10 protein-coding genes and 3 pseudogenes are annotated in these 17933 nt (G+C 59.9%); 3 read left to right on the top strand and 10 right to left on the bottom strand.

The window, feature by feature from the left end:
- Positions 1-24: 24 nt before the first annotated feature.
- The 5 genes from ACTJLF_RS16780 to ACTJLF_RS16760 all read right to left on the bottom strand — a co-directional run bounded on the left by ACTJLF_RS16780 (position 25) and on the right by ACTJLF_RS16760 (position 6612).
- On the bottom strand, positions 25-1734 hold the full coding sequence (locus ACTJLF_RS16780; protein ID WP_019658165.1) for a DUF1302 domain-containing protein: 1710 nt from the start codon (positions 1732-1734) through the stop codon (positions 25-27).
- Positions 1735-1753: 19 nt separating this feature from the next.
- A complete protein-coding gene (locus ACTJLF_RS16775) occupies positions 1754-3109 on the bottom strand; it encodes a DUF1329 domain-containing protein (protein ID WP_020723409.1) in 1356 nt (451 codons plus the stop codon).
- Between the two features lie 867 nt (positions 3110-3976).
- Positions 3977-5140, bottom strand: a complete 1164-nt coding sequence (locus ACTJLF_RS16770; protein WP_019658167.1) for an MFS transporter — start codon at positions 5138-5140, stop codon at positions 3977-3979.
- Positions 5141-5254: 114 nt separating this feature from the next.
- The gene (locus tag ACTJLF_RS16765) at positions 5255-6034 is read right to left on the bottom strand and encodes a class II aldolase/adducin family protein (protein WP_440883532.1); all 780 of its coding nucleotides are present in this window, start codon (positions 6032-6034) and stop codon (positions 5255-5257) included.
- A 53-nt stretch (positions 6035-6087) separates the two neighbouring features.
- Positions 6088-6612, bottom strand: a complete 525-nt coding sequence (locus ACTJLF_RS16760; RefSeq protein WP_019658169.1) for a VOC family protein — start codon at positions 6610-6612, stop codon at positions 6088-6090.
- Positions 6613-6964: 352 nt separating this feature from the next.
- On the opposite strand from ACTJLF_RS16760, the gene ACTJLF_RS16755 reads away from it, so the two are divergent.
- Both ACTJLF_RS16755 and ACTJLF_RS16750 read left to right on the top strand, forming a co-directional pair.
- A complete protein-coding gene (locus ACTJLF_RS16755) occupies positions 6965-8560 on the top strand; it encodes a GMC family oxidoreductase (protein ID WP_440883531.1) in 1596 nt (531 codons plus the stop codon).
- Positions 8561-8678: 118 nt separating this feature from the next.
- Positions 8679-10001, top strand: a complete 1323-nt coding sequence (locus tag ACTJLF_RS16750) for a D-serine ammonia-lyase (RefSeq protein WP_440883530.1) — start codon at positions 8679-8681, stop codon at positions 9999-10001.
- 183 nt (positions 10002-10184) lie between these two features.
- Here ACTJLF_RS16750 and ACTJLF_RS16745 read toward each other — a convergent pair.
- Both ACTJLF_RS16745 and ACTJLF_RS16740 read right to left on the bottom strand, forming a co-directional pair.
- Positions 10185-10445 (bottom strand): annotated as a pseudogene (locus tag ACTJLF_RS16745) (Lrp/AsnC ligand binding domain-containing protein); the annotation flags it as partial.
- Positions 10446-10496: 51 nt separating this feature from the next.
- Positions 10497-11579: pseudogene (locus ACTJLF_RS16740) on the bottom strand (IS3 family transposase); the annotation flags it as partial.
- A gap of 80 nt (positions 11580-11659) precedes the next feature.
- Between ACTJLF_RS16740 and ACTJLF_RS16735 the strand changes: the two are divergent.
- Entirely contained in the window at positions 11660-12679 is a 1020-nt protein-coding gene (locus ACTJLF_RS16735; protein ID WP_369652172.1) for an IS110 family transposase, read from the top strand.
- Positions 12680-12921: 242 nt separating this feature from the next.
- On the opposite strand, the pseudogene ACTJLF_RS16730 reads toward ACTJLF_RS16735, so the two are convergent.
- From ACTJLF_RS16730 to ACTJLF_RS16720, 3 genes and pseudogenes are all read right to left on the bottom strand, one after another.
- A pseudogene (locus tag ACTJLF_RS16730) lies at positions 12922-13376 on the bottom strand (IS3 family transposase); the annotation flags it as partial.
- Between the two features lie 368 nt (positions 13377-13744).
- The gene (locus ACTJLF_RS16725; RefSeq protein ID WP_026346818.1) at positions 13745-14419 is read right to left on the bottom strand and encodes a class I SAM-dependent methyltransferase; all 675 of its coding nucleotides are present in this window, start codon (positions 14417-14419) and stop codon (positions 13745-13747) included.
- Between the two features lie 1140 nt (positions 14420-15559).
- Positions 15560-17833, bottom strand: a complete 2274-nt coding sequence (locus ACTJLF_RS16720) for a DUF6351 family protein (protein WP_440883529.1) — start codon at positions 17831-17833, stop codon at positions 15560-15562.
- Positions 17834-17933 lie beyond the last annotated feature (100 nt).

Here is a 17933-nt window from a genome sequence, read left to right as displayed (position 1 = left end):
GCACTTGTCTCTTTCACATCGGACCTAGAAGTTGCGGGACACAACGATGCCGAAGAAATCACGATCGCGTACGGGGTTGTCGAGCAAGGTGCGGCCGCCCATGAAGCGCGTGTAGTTGGCGCTGACCTGCCAGGTCGCGGGATTCTGAATGAAGTTAACGTAGTAGTTCACCGCTGTGACACCCTTCATGAACTGGGAAGAAATCCCGGGGGTTCGACCGAACAGGCCTCTTCGAACGTAGATACCCGGATTGACCTGCCAACCCTTGATCAGGGAGCCGTCGTACACCCAGTTGAAATCCACGTTGATCCCGCCCGAGTACTTGGTACCTACGGACGAGCCGGGGGTGACCAGAGCACCGGTCTGAACCACATCGTTCAGTTCATTGCCCCACAGCAGCCCTCCCGATGCAATCGGAGAGCCTGCGTAGCTGGACTTGAGATTCGGATAGCCGATGACCACCGTCTCGGTCGTCAGCGTGGCGGTGTCCGCCTTGAGAAGGCTGAGAATCGGGCCGGCGTTGCCGGGCTGAAGTGCGAGCAGCGATGTCAGGTGCCACTGATAGCGCTCGGTATCCGCCCAGCATTTCCCCCCCTGGGCCACACACCCGCTTGCGGGATTCAGAGGCACCGCATCTTTCGGCCGGTACGACAGCTCGGTGCCGATGGCCCAGTCTCCCACCGGAAAGTTCGCACTCAGGCCGAACATGCGGCGATTCTCCGGGTAGCGATAGATGGTCGCGCCTTCAGGACTCAGAGATGTCTGGGGCAGTTTGTCGTGATAGTTCATCACGTAGGCGCCGAGATTGAGATCGGTCCCTTTTGGCTGGTAGCGCAGCGCGAGTCCCCATTGACCGGAATCTTTTGCCCGGGTGGTCGTCACGCCGTAGGCGTTGCTTCCGACGCCGACGACGGAGGTTGAGAAGTAGCTGCCCACAGGCGGCAAGTAGCTCTTGTTCCAGCCCACCTGCACATAGCCCTCCACGTTCACCCCCCCACCCAGGCCAGCAGCGACGCTTACCATGGGGGCTGGCAGCACGAACTCTTTGACCTGCGCCCCTGGCTGAGCGGCCCGGTTGACGTCGATTGCGTTGGTGGCATTGATGCCACCGATCTCGTAGAGACTCTCGCCCCAACTGATGACTTGGTTGCCTGCACGAACCCGGATCTGCTGCCCCGCCACGTCGAAGGTCTTGCTGACCCAGAAGTCAAGGAGGCGCGCCTTGAACCGCAGGTCTCTGCGCGCATCTGCGGAGAGACCATCCTGGATGTTGGGCGGCACAGCAGACACAAAGTCCTGACCGCTCACCGCGCCCGTCGTGTGGGTCGCGGAGAAATCTCGGGCCCATGCGGCACGCGCCATGAAAGACAAGCCCTCCGAAGGCATCTTGAGCAAAAGCTCATGGGTGCCCTTGAGGTACGTTGTGAACGGCCTGCCCTCCTTGTAGTTGATGTTCCCCTGGTCGCTCAGCCCGCTGAATTGCCCCATGATGCCTCCGCCCGTGCGCGCGAAGGTCGTGCTGTCGTACGCGGGAGAGACCAGAGAGTTGCTCGGGGATTCGGTCCGGATCCCGGTTCCGATCGAGACGGTCGAATCAAAGCTGCCCTGGATGGATCCGTCGGCGTTTTTGAAGGTTGCCGCCTGCGCGGCACCCGTTGCCAGGGCAAACGCCGCCAACTGATAGCGAACGACTCGCGTCGAGCGGATCGAGGTGCGAAGGATGATGTTGTTCATTGCTTTTACTCCGCTCGAATCAACGCTCACTGCGCGCGCGCAGACTCTCGGCAGAGTAATAGTCAGGCTTCAACCGGGCGTTGCCCGTGCCGTCGACGACCCATTTCATGTCGGTGCCGTTGGCGAGGGCGGCGCCGTCAATGAGGTAGCGGCCTTCCGCCAAGTTGTGCTGGACGAAAGCTACCGAGTCGCACGACCCGGTTTCGTAGACAGGAATGACAAACCCTTCTCGAACCTTCCAGGCTTTGCCTTGCGCGTCATAGTCGACTGCGCCCACGAAGGTCCAGCTGTCCTCGTCGATGTAGAACTCCCGCTTCGGCGCGGAGTGGCGTAATCCTGGTTTGACGGTGGCCTCCACAACCCAGACGCGGTGCATCTCGTACCGACGATGCGTGGGGGAGATGAAGTCCGGCTTCAACACGTCGTCGGCCTTGGCCTTGAAGTCGTATGGACCGAAGGCGTTGTATGGAATCACCATTTCCTTCTTTCCAACGAGCTTCCAGTCGAAGCGGTCTAGTGCGCCGTTGAACACATAGGCTTCATCGATGTTGTACTGATTCTCGTAGCCGATCTGAGGGGCGTCGTAAGCATAGGCCGGCATCCGGCGCGTGCGTCGCTGCCCAGGAAAATAGTAGAAGGTTTCCGAAGCTTTGTTGGACGGCGCCACGAACACGGCGCCCTGGCCCGCCAACGCCGTCGGCGACTGATAGCTCATGGTGTAGTACGACTCGATCTGCTCGGCCTTGGCGAAGGTCGTACTGTTCTTGTCCGCCCATGGCATGTAGGTGAAGCTGTCGGCAGTCACCTTGATCCACTCGCTGCTGCCTTTGCGAGGAGAAACATACACGATCTGGTTCACCATCTCGATGCCCGCGCCGCGGTAGTGCATCTTTGCGTTGATCATCACCTCCGCCCCGCTCTTCGGCATCGGAAATGGAATGCCGGGAACGAATGCATCCGAGAGACTCAGGCCATCCGGATTCAACTTCGCGAAGCCGACGTTCTTCTTTGTGTTTTCCGCCACGACACCCGGCGCCCCGCATGTGCGGCGGCTGGGATAGACATCCATGCTGTAGCCCTTCGTGGACTTGATCAGGGCCACCTGGCCTGCGTTCAGCTTGTCCGCATACTTGTCGACATTGGTGGCATCGATGGTGTAGAGAGGCTTGTCCGACTTGTATTTGAAGAAGTCGGAGCGCAATGTGCCGAAGGTCCAACCTTGACCCACGGCACCGGGCGGCGTCCATTCAGGGATTCCGCTGGCGGTGCCCGCCCTTTCCGCCCCGAGGGGCGTGAGCTCCGAGCCGAGCTTGCCTGCGTCACCGCTCTGGGCGTCCGCCATGGTCGCCACACCCGTGAAGACAAGGGTCAACATCATGGCTCCTGATAGCCTGGCGACCCTCGCGGTGCGAGAAGGAAGAATGGATTTGGACCTCATGAGATATCTCCAGTTGGTAAGTTGACGTTCTCTGCGGTTCGCACCAACCGCTGCTTGCATGGATCGCTTGTCAGCCAGATACTTGACTAACAACGAGTTTGTAGACGGACAAGCTCCGTAAGCAGGAGTCATGCCCGCCATCCTCCGGCGAACCCGATGTCGCGTACCCGGCTATATATCTGACTAATGCCGATTTTTCTATTTGCCCCTAATCAAGACAATAGGGTTAACCTCACTGCGTACGTCAGTCATTCCCAGCAGGTACGCCTCGGAGTTGTGGACGCACATTCCTAGTGCGGGCTGCACCAAGGAGGCCACAAATCTGCTCAACACCAAGATACCCGAGCATTTAGCGCCAAGCTCGCGATAGAGATGGCAAGCTGCTTAAAACCCGTTACTAAACGGAACTGCCCGAGTGAACAGAGAGGCTTCGCGAATCGACCGCAGGCGAGACAGCAGGCTGCTCGGCCGTGCAAAACTATCGGCACTTCGCGCGAAAGCGCAATTGCGCGACCCGTGGGTTAGCGAGCCTCATGAGGAATCACGGGCTCGCCCTCAAGCGATGCGAGCATTGACCAAGCCCCCCCAACCACATCGCGGCGTCCACGCGCTGGACGTTTCCGGCTTGCGGCGAACAGCACGGCCACGCAAAAGAGCCTGTTGGACGAAAACGCTGATGTCGATGGCCGCCACTGATGGAACGCAAGCCGCTCAAAACGCAGCCGCAGGTTTGCAGCCAAGCCAGCTGTAAGCACACGCCACGGCCGCCTCACCGTCGCTCCACATCACCCGGAGCTGGTGAGGTTAGGCCCGCTCGGCAAACGGGGGCGTGCGACCATACTGCGTGATCGAGCGGGAAGCGGCCAACACCATGAGGATGGCCAACACGAGGAGGCCGGCCGCCGTCCAACCCACCGGCCGCACGCCACCGAATCCGAACACGACACTGGCGAGTGCCGGGCCCACTGCCAAGCCGAAATTTGTGATGGATCCCGCCAAGGCGGCGCTTTCTCCCGTTTCGTCCAGTTCGGCAAGAACGCTCAGGAGGTAGGGATTGGCAATGACCACACCCGCATTGATAAGACTCAGAGCAACAAAGAAGCCCCAGCGGCTCCAGCCCTCGTACATTCCCAGAGCGGTGCCGATGAGGATCGCAAGCCCCCAATAGATCGGCTTGAATGCTCCCGCGCGATTACCCATCCAGTTCGTGAGAACAGCGGCAGGAATCTGAATCAACGCCGCGATCGTGAAGGTCAGGCCGAGCTTCTCATCGTCGATCATCAAAGAGTGGCTCGACGGCCCTGCAAAACTGATGGTCACGGACTGGGAAATGAACAGGGCAAACACTGCGGCCAACATCCAAACGATGCCGATGCTTCGCGTCCTGGACTTCTGAGTCATGTTCGTGGTCCAAGACAGGCTGGCTGCAGGCATCTTCGGCGAGAGAACAAGCCCCAATGCCATCATCGCGAGTTGAACGATCTCCGCGCCCGTGGGCCCGTACCTTCCGATAAGGAGAGGCGCGACATACATGGCAATACCGTAAACCACGGCGATCACGATCGCAGCTTGTGCGAACCATTTCTCCGGATGCTCGTAGTACGAGGCGAGGCCGTAGACACACGCCACGAGAACGCCGGCAGCGACGCCGAAAACGATCTTCAGTGCCGCGTAGATATACAGGTCATGAGCAAAGATCATGGCTGCCGTGGCCCCAAAGCCCAGGAAACAGGCCCCCATCGACCATGTTCTTTTGCTTAGCCGAGAGATCCACCTGCTCATCAATAGCGCTGTGAGCGATAAGACCAGCAGCTGGGCGGAAGCAAGCCAGCCGACATGATCTTCGGTCAGGCTGAAACGCTTCATCGCCGTCATCACATCGTAGGGAAGCAGGTAGTTGGGCAACCAGCCGAGGGTCGCGAGATACAGCACCGCGCATTTCTCAAGGCCGACGAGCTTGCTTTTCATGGTGGAGTCCTTGGCAAGGAGATGTGAACGACGGGAAGTGAGTGCTAGGCCGGCCGATCTTCCCGCTCCTCCGATCACCACCTCGGCGCAGAAGCGAGCCTCGGAAGACGGCCCTCAGTCCATGAAACTGGGGTCCAGCTTCACGAGCTTGCGCACCAGGCCATCCCATGGATCACTCGTGCCCTCGCCGTTGGCCACGCGCTGCAGCTCGGCCTTGAACATCTTCAGCAACGGCGGTCCAAACTGAATGAGCTCGCCACCCTTGGTCGACGTCGCCATCATCTGGATCCTGCAAGCCTTGCGGATGTTGTAGTGCCGAAGGAAGGCGTGCTTTGCAAAGTAGCCGATCGTGATCAGCCCATGATTGCGCAACAGCAAGGCGTTGTTGTGCCACCCCAGACTGGCCTGCAGGCCAACAGCGCATTCCGGATGAGTCTCCACCCCTTCGTAGGCGTGGTAGCCGATCCCGTCGGCGAGAGCGAAGGCAGCGGACTGGGAGATAGGAAGAAGCCCCTGGGAATTGCAAGCCACCGCGGCGATGATGTCATCGTGAGTGTGGATCACGAAGTTGGCATCGGGCCGAGCTTCGTGCACCGCGCGCATGGGATGCCAAGAGCAAGGGACAACGCCAAAAGGCGTTTCGGAAACCAACCGCTCATCGACTGTGATCTTCACCAGGCTCGACGCCGTAACCTCTTCGAACAATAGGCCGTTGGGGCCGACGAGATAGTGCTCGCCCACCCGCGCAGAGATCAACTGCATCGAAAGATCATCCCATCCCATCAACGGAATGAGACGAAAGAGCGCCGCGGTTTGGACTCTGATTTCCCACTCGTCATCCGAGACCTTTCCTTTCAATGAGGGGTAGGCGGTATCACCAATTTTCAATTCCATCTCTGCTCCAAGGTAAGTTGCCGAATCCGATAAGTCGCGCAGAGTCCGATGTCTCAGAATTCGAAGTACGCGGGCCCTGAGCGATCCCAGGCCGCACTGGCAGCTTTCATCTGGGCGAAACCGTCTTCCACAGCCGGCGAGGACTGGATCAACTCGATGACGCTGCCTCCATCCAACTCCGCCTCGAAGAATCTCGTTTCGACACCGATTGCTGAAACCCAACGACTGATCGGCTTCAAACCGCGTTCGACGAGTGCAGCCGCATCTGCGTCGATGTCTTTCGACAGGATGCCGAGGTGATGCGATCCAAAGCCATGTACCGACTTGAACTCCGTGAGCGAGGAAGGCGCATCGTTGTGCTGCTGCATGAGTTCGATCTGGAGATCTCCGACGTATGCGAACGCAGCGCTGATGTCGGCGGAGATGTCTTCGCCGCGATGCGTTTGCACCGCGTACTTCAGATGCCGGCCGACAAAGAAGGGCCCTACGCCCATGGCGGCCCAGCGCGCCATGGCCTTGTCGATGTCCTCCACCAGGTAAGCAACCTGCATGATCGCGCCGACTCCAGCATTCGCCATAGCAATACTCCAAAGTAGTGCGCGGGTTCCGCCACAGCGCACGCTATCGCATCATAAATCCGTTGTTAATCTAATAATAGCCTCTTGCCGATGGTGATGCAATGGGCCTCCAATAGGGAATTCCCCATACTTCTCTGCGCATCGCCCCTCACGCACCGCCGCCGCCGATCCAGTTTCGGATTTTTAATAGTAGACTAACAACAGCTTTTTAGGCGGCTCTGCTGTGCAATCAGGGGCGGCTATGCGCGGGGCACGCGCCGATGTCTCGAAGGAACTCGAGCGGCCGCTCTTGGCATGCTGCGCCTTCTGCACGGCAACAGCTCTACCGAATGGTCTCGAATCGGAAAGAGTCATGAATCAAACGTTCGACTTCGTCATCGTGGGTGCTGGCTCCGCCGGCTGTGTGCTTGCAAATCGACTGTCTAGAGACCCCAGCGTGCGTGTCCTGCTTCTGGAGGCCGGCGGATGGGATAAGGATCCCATGATCGGCCTTCCCGTCGGCATCAAACCGATGACCGCCAAGAAGCAGTACCGATGGGTGGACACCTCAGACCCCGACGAAGGTCTGAACGGTCGTATCAATGAAGTGCTCCACGGCAAGGTGATCGGGGGAGGCTCATCGATCAACTACATGGCGCATACACGCGGCCATCCGCGCGACTACGAACGCTGGGTCACGGCTGGCGCTGATGGCTGGGGATTCGAGGACGTTGCCCCCTTCTTCAAGGAATGCGAGGCTTGGGAGCGCGGGGAGAGCGCCACCCGGGGCGGCGTCGGAGAGATCGGCGCTCAACAGGGACGACTTGATGATCCCGTCTTCGCCGCATGGTTCGATGCGCTTCGTGCCCTCGGCTACGATAGGACTGACGACTACAACGCATCTCACCCCGAAGGCTTTGGTGCGGTGCAGTACTCCATCAGAAACGGGCGCCGCTCTTCGGCCGCGCGGGAGTTTCTTCACCCTGCACTGCAGCGCCCCAACCTGACCGTCCAAGTCGAATCGATGGCGACAAAGATCCTCTTCGACAAAACGAGGGCAGTCGGCGTCGAATACGTTACCAAGGGCCAAAAACAAGCGGCGCGCGCCGGCCGGGTTGTGCTGAGCCTGGGAGCGATCAATACGCCACACCTTCTGATGCTCTCGGGCATCGGACCTGCAGCGCACCTGCGCTCGATGGGAATTTCACCCTTGGTGAACCTTCCTGTGGGGCAAGGCCTCGAAGACCATCTGGGTGTCGAAGTCATGTGGGAGCGGAAGAAGCCCGGGACGTTTCATCAGACGCTCAGACTTGACCAGGCGGTCTTCAGCATGTTTCGGGGGCTGGCGCTTCGCAGCGGCCCCGCTTCGCGTCTGCCAGGCGTCATACTCGGTTTCGCAAAATCAAACTCGACTTTGCCGCAGCCTGACTTGCAGTACTACCTGCAGACACCTCCGCCCTATGCCGACGTCTGGTTCCCAGGGCTGAAGCGCCCCTATCAAGACACGCTCAGCGTGAAGATGAATTTGCTGAGCCAGCAAAGCAGAGGTGAAATCCTGCTTCGTTCCACAGATCCGACCGAGCGGCCTCGCATCGTCTACAACTCGCTGTCCGAGCCGAGAGACATTGAAACCTTGCGGGAAGGCGTGATGCGCGCTCAAGCAATGCTCGAGTCAGCGGAACTCTCTCCGTTCCGAGGCAACCCCCTTATGCCCGATCGTCCTTTCCGGAATAACGCCGAGGTCGACGCATACATCCGGTCTCATGCGTTCCAACAATATCATCCTGCGTGCACCTGCAAGATGGGCAAGGACGAAACGGACTCTGTTCTCAACCCAGACCTGAGTGTCCGGGGCATCTATGGACTGAACGTGGCGGATGCATCGGTCATGCCAAACCTCATCTCCGCCAACCCCAACATTCCCGTCGTGATGCTCGCTGCCAAGGCGGCAGCGATGTGGTTGGGTTGAGAGTGAGTAGATTGCTCGACTCCACCTTCACCATCACCACTTTGAGGATGATGGGTTCTAGCAAGTCGCCACGACAAATAAGCCTTCCTCTTCAGGACCTGGAGCCGTTCAAGCAATCATGAAATTCAATGACAAGCAGCGCGATTCTGAATTGGCCGAAAACATTCGAACGCGCAAGCCAGTGTTCTGGACGAACCCTGCCCGATCAGAAGACGGACGCATGGGAAGTACTTGGGATGACCGGCCAATTGGCTGTGAAGACGTACGCGCAGCAGAAGACCGATTCCGAAGGTTCAGTCGCGTTCTGACGGACATGTTTCCGGAGTTGCGGGACACGCGCGGTGCAATTGAGTCCGCCGTACTTCCGGTTCCGGCTCTTCAAAGCCACTTGGGCATCCCCTTGGAATCAGGACGCGTACTCATCAAGGCGGACCATGCGCTGCCCGTCGCGGGCTCCATCAAGGCCCGAGGCGGCATTCACGAGGTGCTGGAATTCGCTGAGAAGCAGTTGCTAAAAAGTTCAGCAGGAACCCTCGCCGGCATTGGCGACCTTTCGTTAGAGACGATTCGCGAGACGCTCGGCAAGTATCAGGTCGCAGTTGGTTCCACGGGCAACCTCGGCCTCAGCATTGGTGTGATCGCATCGGCCTTGGGCCTGGGGGCCACTGTTCACATGTCTGCGGATGCAAAGCGCTGGAAGAAGGATCGACTGCGCAAGCGAGGTGTTCAAGTCGTAGAGCACGAAGGCGACTATGGCGCCGCTGTAGAGGCTGGCCGTACGGCGGCCGCGGCCGATCCCAATTGTCATTTTGTCGATGACGAGGGATCGCTCTCTTTGTTCATGGGCTACAGCACCGCCGCGAGCGAGCTCCGGACTCAGCTGAGTGAACTTGGGATTCAGATCGACGCAGACCACCCGCTTTTTGTCTATCTTCCCTGTGGCGTCGGGGGAGCACCGGGGGGGATTGCGTTCGGTCTTTCCCATGTATTCGGCCCGCATGTGCATTGCTTCTTTGCAGAGCCAACGGCCTCGCCCTGCTTTCTTCTCTCGCTGCTCGACGAAAGCGGCTCGAACCCGAGCGTCTACGACATCGGCCTGGACAACGCCACGGAAGCTGACGGTCTCGCCGTGCCGCGCGCGTCAGCACGCGCAGTGGAAGTGATGAGATCAGGAATTGGGGGCGTTTTCACGGTGGAAGACGAAGCGCTCTTCAAGAACTTGCACGCTGCGGCGATCACGCAGGGGATCCGTGTCGAGCCTTCGGCTACAGCTGCTTTTGAAGGCCCTCTATGGCTGACTTCATCCGGTCCTGGAAATGCGTACCTCGCACGTAACGGACTCACTGGAAGTCTTCCGAAGGCGACACACCTGATCTGGACAACGGGCGGCCTTTTCGTGCCGGAGAACGAATACCAGGCGTTCTTCGAGCGCGGTGCGTAGGCATTCCGCGAGCAGCAGGCCACACGCCGATCACGTCGTGCACCAGCGCCTTCATCCGGCTCGACCTGCGATTGGCGTACAGGAAGGCAGCGTGTGAGCGTGCCTCACCAAACACCTTGACGACCCGAACTTTCCCGGCTGACCCGAGCAGGTCAGATCGCCGCGACCACACCAGCGCCACTTTCACCGCTTCTGGTGCGCGATGATGCGCAGCGGATATCCGCGCCGGTTCGGCGACTGGCGCAGGACGATCCGGCTGGCGAAGCGCTCGATGCCGATGTCGTCTTTCAGCATCTTCTCCATCAGCGCCTGGAAATGGCCGACGCTGGGCGCCACGATCTTCAGCAGGTAGTCGTAGCCGCCGCTGACGTTGTAGCACTCGACGATCTCCTCGTACTTCTCGGCAGCCTCCTCGATTCTGCGGAAATCGCGCGGCCGGTGGCTGCTGAGGGTAACTGTTGATTTGGGGGGTGCGGATAAAAACTTGGACTGGTTTTATGCCGCAAGTCCAAGGCTCACCCGGTATTCGATTGGGCTGAGGGAGCCGAGCGAGATCTTGATCCGCTTTTCGTTGTACCAGCGGATGTACGCGTCGAGCGCCTCAACGAACTGCTCGATGGTGGCGTTGTTCCAATTCCGAGGATAGAACAGCTCGTTCTTCAGCCGACCGAAGAAGCCTTCGCAAGCTGCGTTATCGGGTGAGCATGCCTTGCGAGACATCGAGCGGGTTAACTTCGCGTCGCTCATTCTTGATAGCCAACCTGGCCAACGGTAATGGCCGCCCCGATCGGAGTGGACCACAGGCCGATCATTCGTCTCGGCCACTGTCTCGATGGCTGCGTCCAGCATCGTGTTGACCAACTCCGCGTCCGGATTGGTCCCCGTGGTCCAGCTGACGACCATTCCGTCGAAGCAGTCGATGATGGGCGAGAGGTACACCTTGCCAGCCGGGATCTGGAACTCCGTGATATCCGTGAGCCACTTCTCGTTGGGGACCGCGGCCTGGAAGTCGCGGTTGATGAGGTTCTCCGGCGCTGGGCTGAGTTCGCCAAGGTATAACGCATACCTGCGCTTCCTGGGCTTTGGAACCACCAGGCTTTGCTGCTTCATCAACCGCTGCACGACTTTCTCGGAGATCTTGACGTCCTGCCTCGTGAGCGAAGCCTGCAGCCTGCGGTAGCCATAGCAGCGGTGGTTCGACTCAAAGATGTCGGTGATGGACTGCCGCACCTGCAGGTACTTATCGCCCACCGCTGCACGGGCCCGGTGATAGATGTATGAGCTACGCGCAAGATCCAACTGTATAAGGAGCTCTGGCAGGCCATAGTGCTCCCTGAGGGCGTCAATCAGCAGTGTCTTCTCCCGGTTGGACAGGAGCTGCAGGTCGACGCCCAGGCCTTTTCTTAACAGTTCGTTGGCCTTTTTCAAGAGGTCCTGCTCGAGCCGCAGTTGCCTGACTTCGCGGCGCAGCGACTCAACCTGGCGCTCGAGTTCGTCGCGCTCTTGTGAGGACGGAGATGGATTGGTGCGTTTCATGGATGCGGATGCCTCACGTCCCAGAAGTTGGTTCTTCCAGTTAATGGGATGGACTCCCTGCGTGCCGGCGCGCACGATGTGCCCTGGACTGAGAACCCCAACCTTCTTCGAAGGAGATCGCCATGACCGCTTGCCGCTTCCTTGCGATTGACATAGCCAAGAACGTCTTTCAGCTTCACGGAGCCGCTTCCGACGGTTCGATGTTGTTCCGGCGACGACTGATGCGGGCCCAACTCAGTGAATTCGTTGTCAACCTGGCTCCGTGTGTAATCGCGATGGAGGCATGTGCTTCAGCTCACCATTGGGCACGCCAATTCATGCGCTTCGGGCACGAGGTTCGCCTGATCAGCCCCCAGTTTGTTCGCCCCTTCGTTAAGGGCAGCAAGAACGATGGAAATGATGCAGAGGCAATCTGCGAAGCCATGCAGCGCCCCAGCATGCGGTTCGTTCCGATAAAGACTATTGAGCAACAAGACATACAGGGTCTGCATCGAGTTCGATCACGGCTGGTCAGCGAACGCACGGCACTGGTCTGTCAGATCCGAGGCATCCTGGCCGAGCGCGGCATCGTGTTCGCCAAAGCCCTGACCCGAGTGCGCAGAGAGGTTCCGGGGATCGCGCAGGACTTGAACAACCCGCTGACGCCTATCCTGCGAACGATGCTCGTTGAGCTCATGGACGAGCTCAGCGCACTTGACGCGCGCATCAAGGCGTTTGATCGCCATATCGATGCAGTCTTCCAAAGCAACGAGGCCTGCCAGCGCATTGCCCATATTGAAGGCGTCGGCCCCAAGACCGCCACCGCGTTTGTTGCTGCCGTTGGGGATCCTCATGAGTTCAAGAATGGCAGGCACTTCGCGGCTTGGCTGGGCTTGGTCCCCCGCCAGCATTCCAGCGGCGACCGGCAACAACTCATGGGTATCACCAAACGCGGAGACAAGTACCTGCGAACCTTGCTTGTGCACGGCGCTCGAGCTGTTCTCAGAACCGCTCCCAAGAAGACCGATGCCAAGCATGCATGGGCGTTGGAGCTCGCCGCACGACGAGGGGCGCCCAAAGCGATCGTCGCGATTGCCAACAAGATGGCCCGAGTGATCTGGGTCTTGCTGGCCAAGAAGGAGGACTATCGCCCCGCAGTCTGATCAAGTTCTGTCAAGTGCGCTGCAGTTCATTGATGGCATATCGGTCGATCCGGCATCCAGGGAACCTGAGTTGTACGCCGGCCCTGTTCAGGCCTGCCAGTTGTTGAGGCCTGGGTGCGCGGATTCCATCGAGGCGCCGACTTCGTCGTGACGCCGGATATATGTACGCAATCGACTCGTATGCAGATCAGTTCACGATCAGCGCCGCCTGGCGGCTTGTTTCAAACCGGGAGTCCATATATGTACAGGGTTGGCCGGCACACGCCGAACTTGTCGGCGATAGCCTGGCCACTTTCCTCGCGGGTGCAAAGCGCCATGACTCCCGCTTGCATCAGCTCCCCGGAATGCCTTCGTCGCCCCGTACTGCCGACGACAGGCCTTCCGGCATCAGGAAGGGCCTCCCGAACCCACGCAGTGAGCGTCCCTCTGCAGGGGTAGCCCAATGACCTCATGGTGGCCGCAATGCAGCGGTCGTGAGTGAGGTAGGCTCGATCGCTGCCGCCTTCTGTTCCTTCGAGAACTTGGCTGGCCGCCCCGCATAACCCGCTGGCAAGTCGAGCTTCTGCTGGTACTCGTTGTACCAGCCCTTCAGAGAATTCTTGGTTGGATAACCAAGCTGCCGGATGGTCGGTCTGACGCGTCTGCCCAGCTTGATGTAAAGCTCGACCGCTCGAATCCGATCTTCGTAGGAATACATGAACTACCTCCAGGTAGTCCAAGTTTTCGCGCGCACTCCCCCGGGGGCAGGATTTCATGGAAATCAGCATCATGCCCACCCCGATGCGGCCAGCCTCACAGCCTCAGCCTTGATTCTTGCGTGTGCTGCCTCGTGGGCCGCTTGCCTTCTCTCATCTCGATTCTCCGTATCGCCGACGTTGGCAACTTCTTGCAGTACGTGAAATCGAGGCAGGGTCAGTCTCTGCGTGTCGGCCACGGCCATGCCGCACAAGCCGCGATCCGCGCCTGCGACACGGCCGGTCGCGGCAGGCCAGCCCAGGAAAGTCGCCTTCGTGGCTTGCGCGCGCCCCTTACCGATCGCCCATGAGGCCGCGCGGACGCGGTCCCTCAGGGTCGGTGAGCGACCCAGCCCTTGAAGGTGAACGCGCCATAGAAAAGTTCGATGTCCGCGAATCCCGCCGCGCGAAGCAGATCGACGTCCTGCTCGGGCGACAGCACGGGCAGCCGCTCCTTGATCGCTGCGATGCTGGCTTTCGCCTGGACCCCAGGGACGCCCGAAGCAGCAGCGAACGCCGCATTGCGCGCGAGCCATCTGTCCCCGAACGGATCCTCCATAGGGAAACTGTGATGCGCGACGACCAGGGATGCGCCGGGCCTGAGCCGCATATGCAGCTCCGCCAACGTCTTCAGGCGCTCGGCCGGTGGCAGGAAGTGCAGCGTCAGCAGGCAGGTCGCGCCATCGAACGGACCCGCCGGAGCGTCGTCGATATAGCCTTCGTGCCAGCGCACACGGTCCGCCATCGGGCCGAGCGTCGTGCGGGCGAGCTCGAGCATCTCCGACGAAGGATCGACGCCGTCGAAGTGCCAGCCCGGCTGCATGTCGCCCAGAGCCTTCAGCTCCAGCCCACCGCCGGCGCCGAGCACCAGGATGCGCGCGTCGCCAGTCGCGCGTTCGGCCAGCAGCACGGCTGCCATCCTGTGCAGATCCCGCAGACCCGGCACGATCCTCGCTGTTCTCTGTGCATAGCCTGATACGGCCGCTGGATCGGAGAACGGCGTCATCAAAGGCGACCCTTCGCCCGAATGAAAGCGATGTCCCGGGGCCAAGGCAGCAAGGGCAGGACCTGGGCTACCGCCATCGCGCCGTCGCCCCAAGCCAGCGGTACCGAACGGGGTGCCCGGTGAGGGGCACGATCCGCCCCACAGGCCCGCTCACGGCCGGACAGGCGCCGAGCGGGCGGCGTGCCTTCGCATCAACGCGCCAGGGAGGTCGCCATCCGGACCGAGAATCCCGCGCGAAGGGCCGGCAACCCAGGCAGCGGCTCCGGGTCCCGGCGCTGACAGGGCCGTGGGGCTCAGCCATGTGCAGCAGCACGTGGAGGCCGGTGGAGGAGACGGCTGGCGAATTTCATGCAACTTATTATGTTACGAATTATGCGGCGAGTCCAGGTCAGGCGGTGATGGACAGTCCGTCGCGCCGCAGGCTTGACACTCCAGAGAGAGTCACTCAAGCACATGGACGGTGCGCACCGAAGCGTCATTCGACGGCGAGGCCGATCGCCTTCCGAAGATCCGGTCAGGGCTCCTCTGCCATGGAGCTTGGATCCCCGTCCGTCAGCGGGCATGCTGGACCGGCCTGCGAAAGAGAAACGTCAGGCGGGCAACTTGCGATGGCTCGCGATCACCGCGGCCCACGGCGTCCCGATGGCCTAGGGTTCACAGACTGAGCGCGAGACGGCTCAAGCCCCCGCGCAAACCTTGCAGCATCTGCAGCACTACCACGCAGGTCTGCGCGAGCACCATGCCCTTGCATTCAGTTGTCGCAATAGAAGGCGTCGCGCAACTGCCGCCGGATCTCCTGGCACTGCGTCTCAGGTGCTTCTCCGATGAGGCGGGCATGGTCCCACCTCGTTCCACGCGCACTTCAAGGACATCACCTCGACGTCGCCGATCCAGTAGCGGAAGACGACCCGCCTGCATCCGGCAAGGCTGCTCATGGTCAGCACCAGGTCACCGCCGCCCAGGCGAGCGCCCAGGTGGGCTACGAAAGTTCTTAGCAATTATCAACGTTCTTCCGTCTTGCGCACACCCAAATGAAGTCACGAACTGTTCCCGAATTAGTGAAAAGCTGTACGTTCTCAGGAACTCAGACCATCTTGTCTTCGCCTGACACGCCGGTAGTTGCAGCCTCCGCGGACCGCTTCAATACCGCTGCCATGGGACAGCAGCAACTCTTCCCACGCTCGGCTTTGTCCAGTCGCACACACCCTTCGGAAAAATGGTCTGGAGTTCGGCCCACTGCACCGATGAAAAGACCACCCCGTAGTCAGAAACCTCGGGTGACTTGAGCACGCATTTCATGACGTCTTGCGCAACGCTCTCGCCCGCCGCAATCCGAGGCGTCGAATAGATCGGAAAGAGGGTATTGCAGACACCACCGGGATCCAGGGTCGCGGGCTCTGCATGGGCAACTCCGCTCACATCCCAGCAGGTATCGACAAGCGAAGAAGGCTTGTTTCTGATGACCTTTCTCGCAAAATCGTCTGTCGACGTATCTGAGGCGATTCTTTCAAGCCATTCGTTCTGAGCCACGAGCGCCATCTTCGTGAGATTGACCACCCCCTGATACCCTCCCGTGCTCGCGGACAACCAACTCACGTGATTGGCATCGGTTCCGTGTGCGGCCTGCAGCCTGGAACGAGTTGCAAAGGTGCGAACCCTCGTGTGCGTATTCAGGCCCTCGGTATAGAGGCGCGTATCGATGACAGGCAAAACGATGCCCTCGCCCGCGTTCACGAGTCCTGACTTGTAGGCGTTCTCCACCCCTCGAATGTTCGCGGTCGCCCGAACGCTTGTATAGGCTCCATTCACATCGAACCCGCCGACTCGCCTGTTGAGATCGAGGAACTGTTCGACGGTAATGGCCCCGCTGTTCAGCGCCTGAAACCCGTATTGCACGCCGACGTTGTCATAGATTGAGCGGGCAAAGCCTGTGGCTGCATCCACCCCGAAGACGTTGACCAATCCGTCCACGTATCCGCCGCGCACGCCGGTAGGGTTGGTAAGTGGATCGTAGATTGCCGTCGGCGGTACGACCGGCGAGAAGCCTTGCGTGGGCGTCACAAAAGCGTGACCCGCAGCATCCCAGCTGCGGCAAGTGGTCGATGTGCCACTCACCGGATAGCCGGCCACCTTGGCCTGCAATGACACAGGCCAGGCGTCCGATCCCATCTCATCGAAATATCGATTAAGCAGAGCGCAGTCGACAACGTCGAGTATGACCGACGGCGTATCGGGAAAAGACAGGCCGGGCGTGATCGCGTCAAGTACACCAGGATAGTTTTGGGCGATGAAGTGCTGAATCATCGCGCCGCCGGAGGGCCCTGTCCCGACGGTGAATCTTGGCATTCCGTATGACTTGATGAAGTGCTCTTTGAGCATCATCGAATTTTCCGCGGCCATCACGGGATCACAACCGTTGTCCATCGCCATGCGCGAAGCGAATGCAACGGCGAAGCCAAGACCTAGCGGGTCTATGGCGTTATCCACGCTAAGAGGCAGCATGGCGAGAGCGTCCGGCAAGGTGTTCGAACCGGATCGATAACCAGGGGAGCATCCTCCGCCATACACGAGATTGAGTTTTCCATTCCAGCCCGCACCGGGCCTTTTGCCGTCTTTCGTCCACGGATTTGAGATCGGATGGGCGGGGTCATCGAGGATGGCGATTCGGTATATCGATTGATCGATCGTGCCCGATTCGACCCGCACTATGAAGTTCACCTTGTTTCCATCGATGGTCTCTGTCGTAGCAAGATCTGCGGGATACGGAGCACCCACGCTGGTCAGCGGTTTGAAGGCGTTGGAGGTGGTGACGTAGTACCAGTCCAATCGACTCGAAACGGTACAGCTTGCATCCGATGCTGCGCCGAGCCCGGAGCTCTCGGTTTCGCAAATCCAAGGGACTTGGTGGGGACCTGAGATGATGGGGCCGGATGAGGAATGGTTCTTGACCGTCAGCGACGTTGCAGGTCCAGACTTGCCCCGCGCAGAAATCGTGTTCTCCCCCAAATGAAGGCCTGCAATACGACCGACGAGGCGGTTGCCTGCCGGGTCATGCTCCAGCGACGAGCTGACATCAACGCCATTGAGGCTGACTTTCAGATCCGTCGCCGAAGCGGATGCAGAAGCCGGATCATTGCTCACCGCAATGATGACATCGCCTCCGCTGACCGTATCCCGGCGCGACGACAGAAGCTCGACTTGAGGCGCTCGGCCTTCTGGGGAGGACGGCTCTGAAGCAACGGGCAGCGCGTAGCCTGGCGTTGAACCAGAACCACCACATCCGCCCACGACAGCGACGAAGGCCAGCAACATCCAGACCTTGCGGCAAGGCGACGGGCACTGGATCTTCTGGAGAGTTCTGAACTTGAGGAACAGGGAATGCGAAGACGGTTTCTTTGACGACCGAGAGCTCATCTTTTTTCTCCTGAACAAGGTGTGAAATGAGAAAGCAACGACCATCGCGCCTGTCTTTCGACGCGACGACTCGTGGCGGAATCGTTGATCGGTGGAAAGA

Origin of the sequence: Variovorax sp. 22077 (assembly GCF_052044195.1) — a bacterium.
Classification (GTDB): Bacteria; Pseudomonadota; Gammaproteobacteria; order Burkholderiales; family Burkholderiaceae_C; genus Variovorax; species Variovorax atrisoli.
The sequence above is the reverse complement of the archived record's forward strand: the minus strand, read 5'-3'. Positions and strand labels throughout refer to the sequence as shown.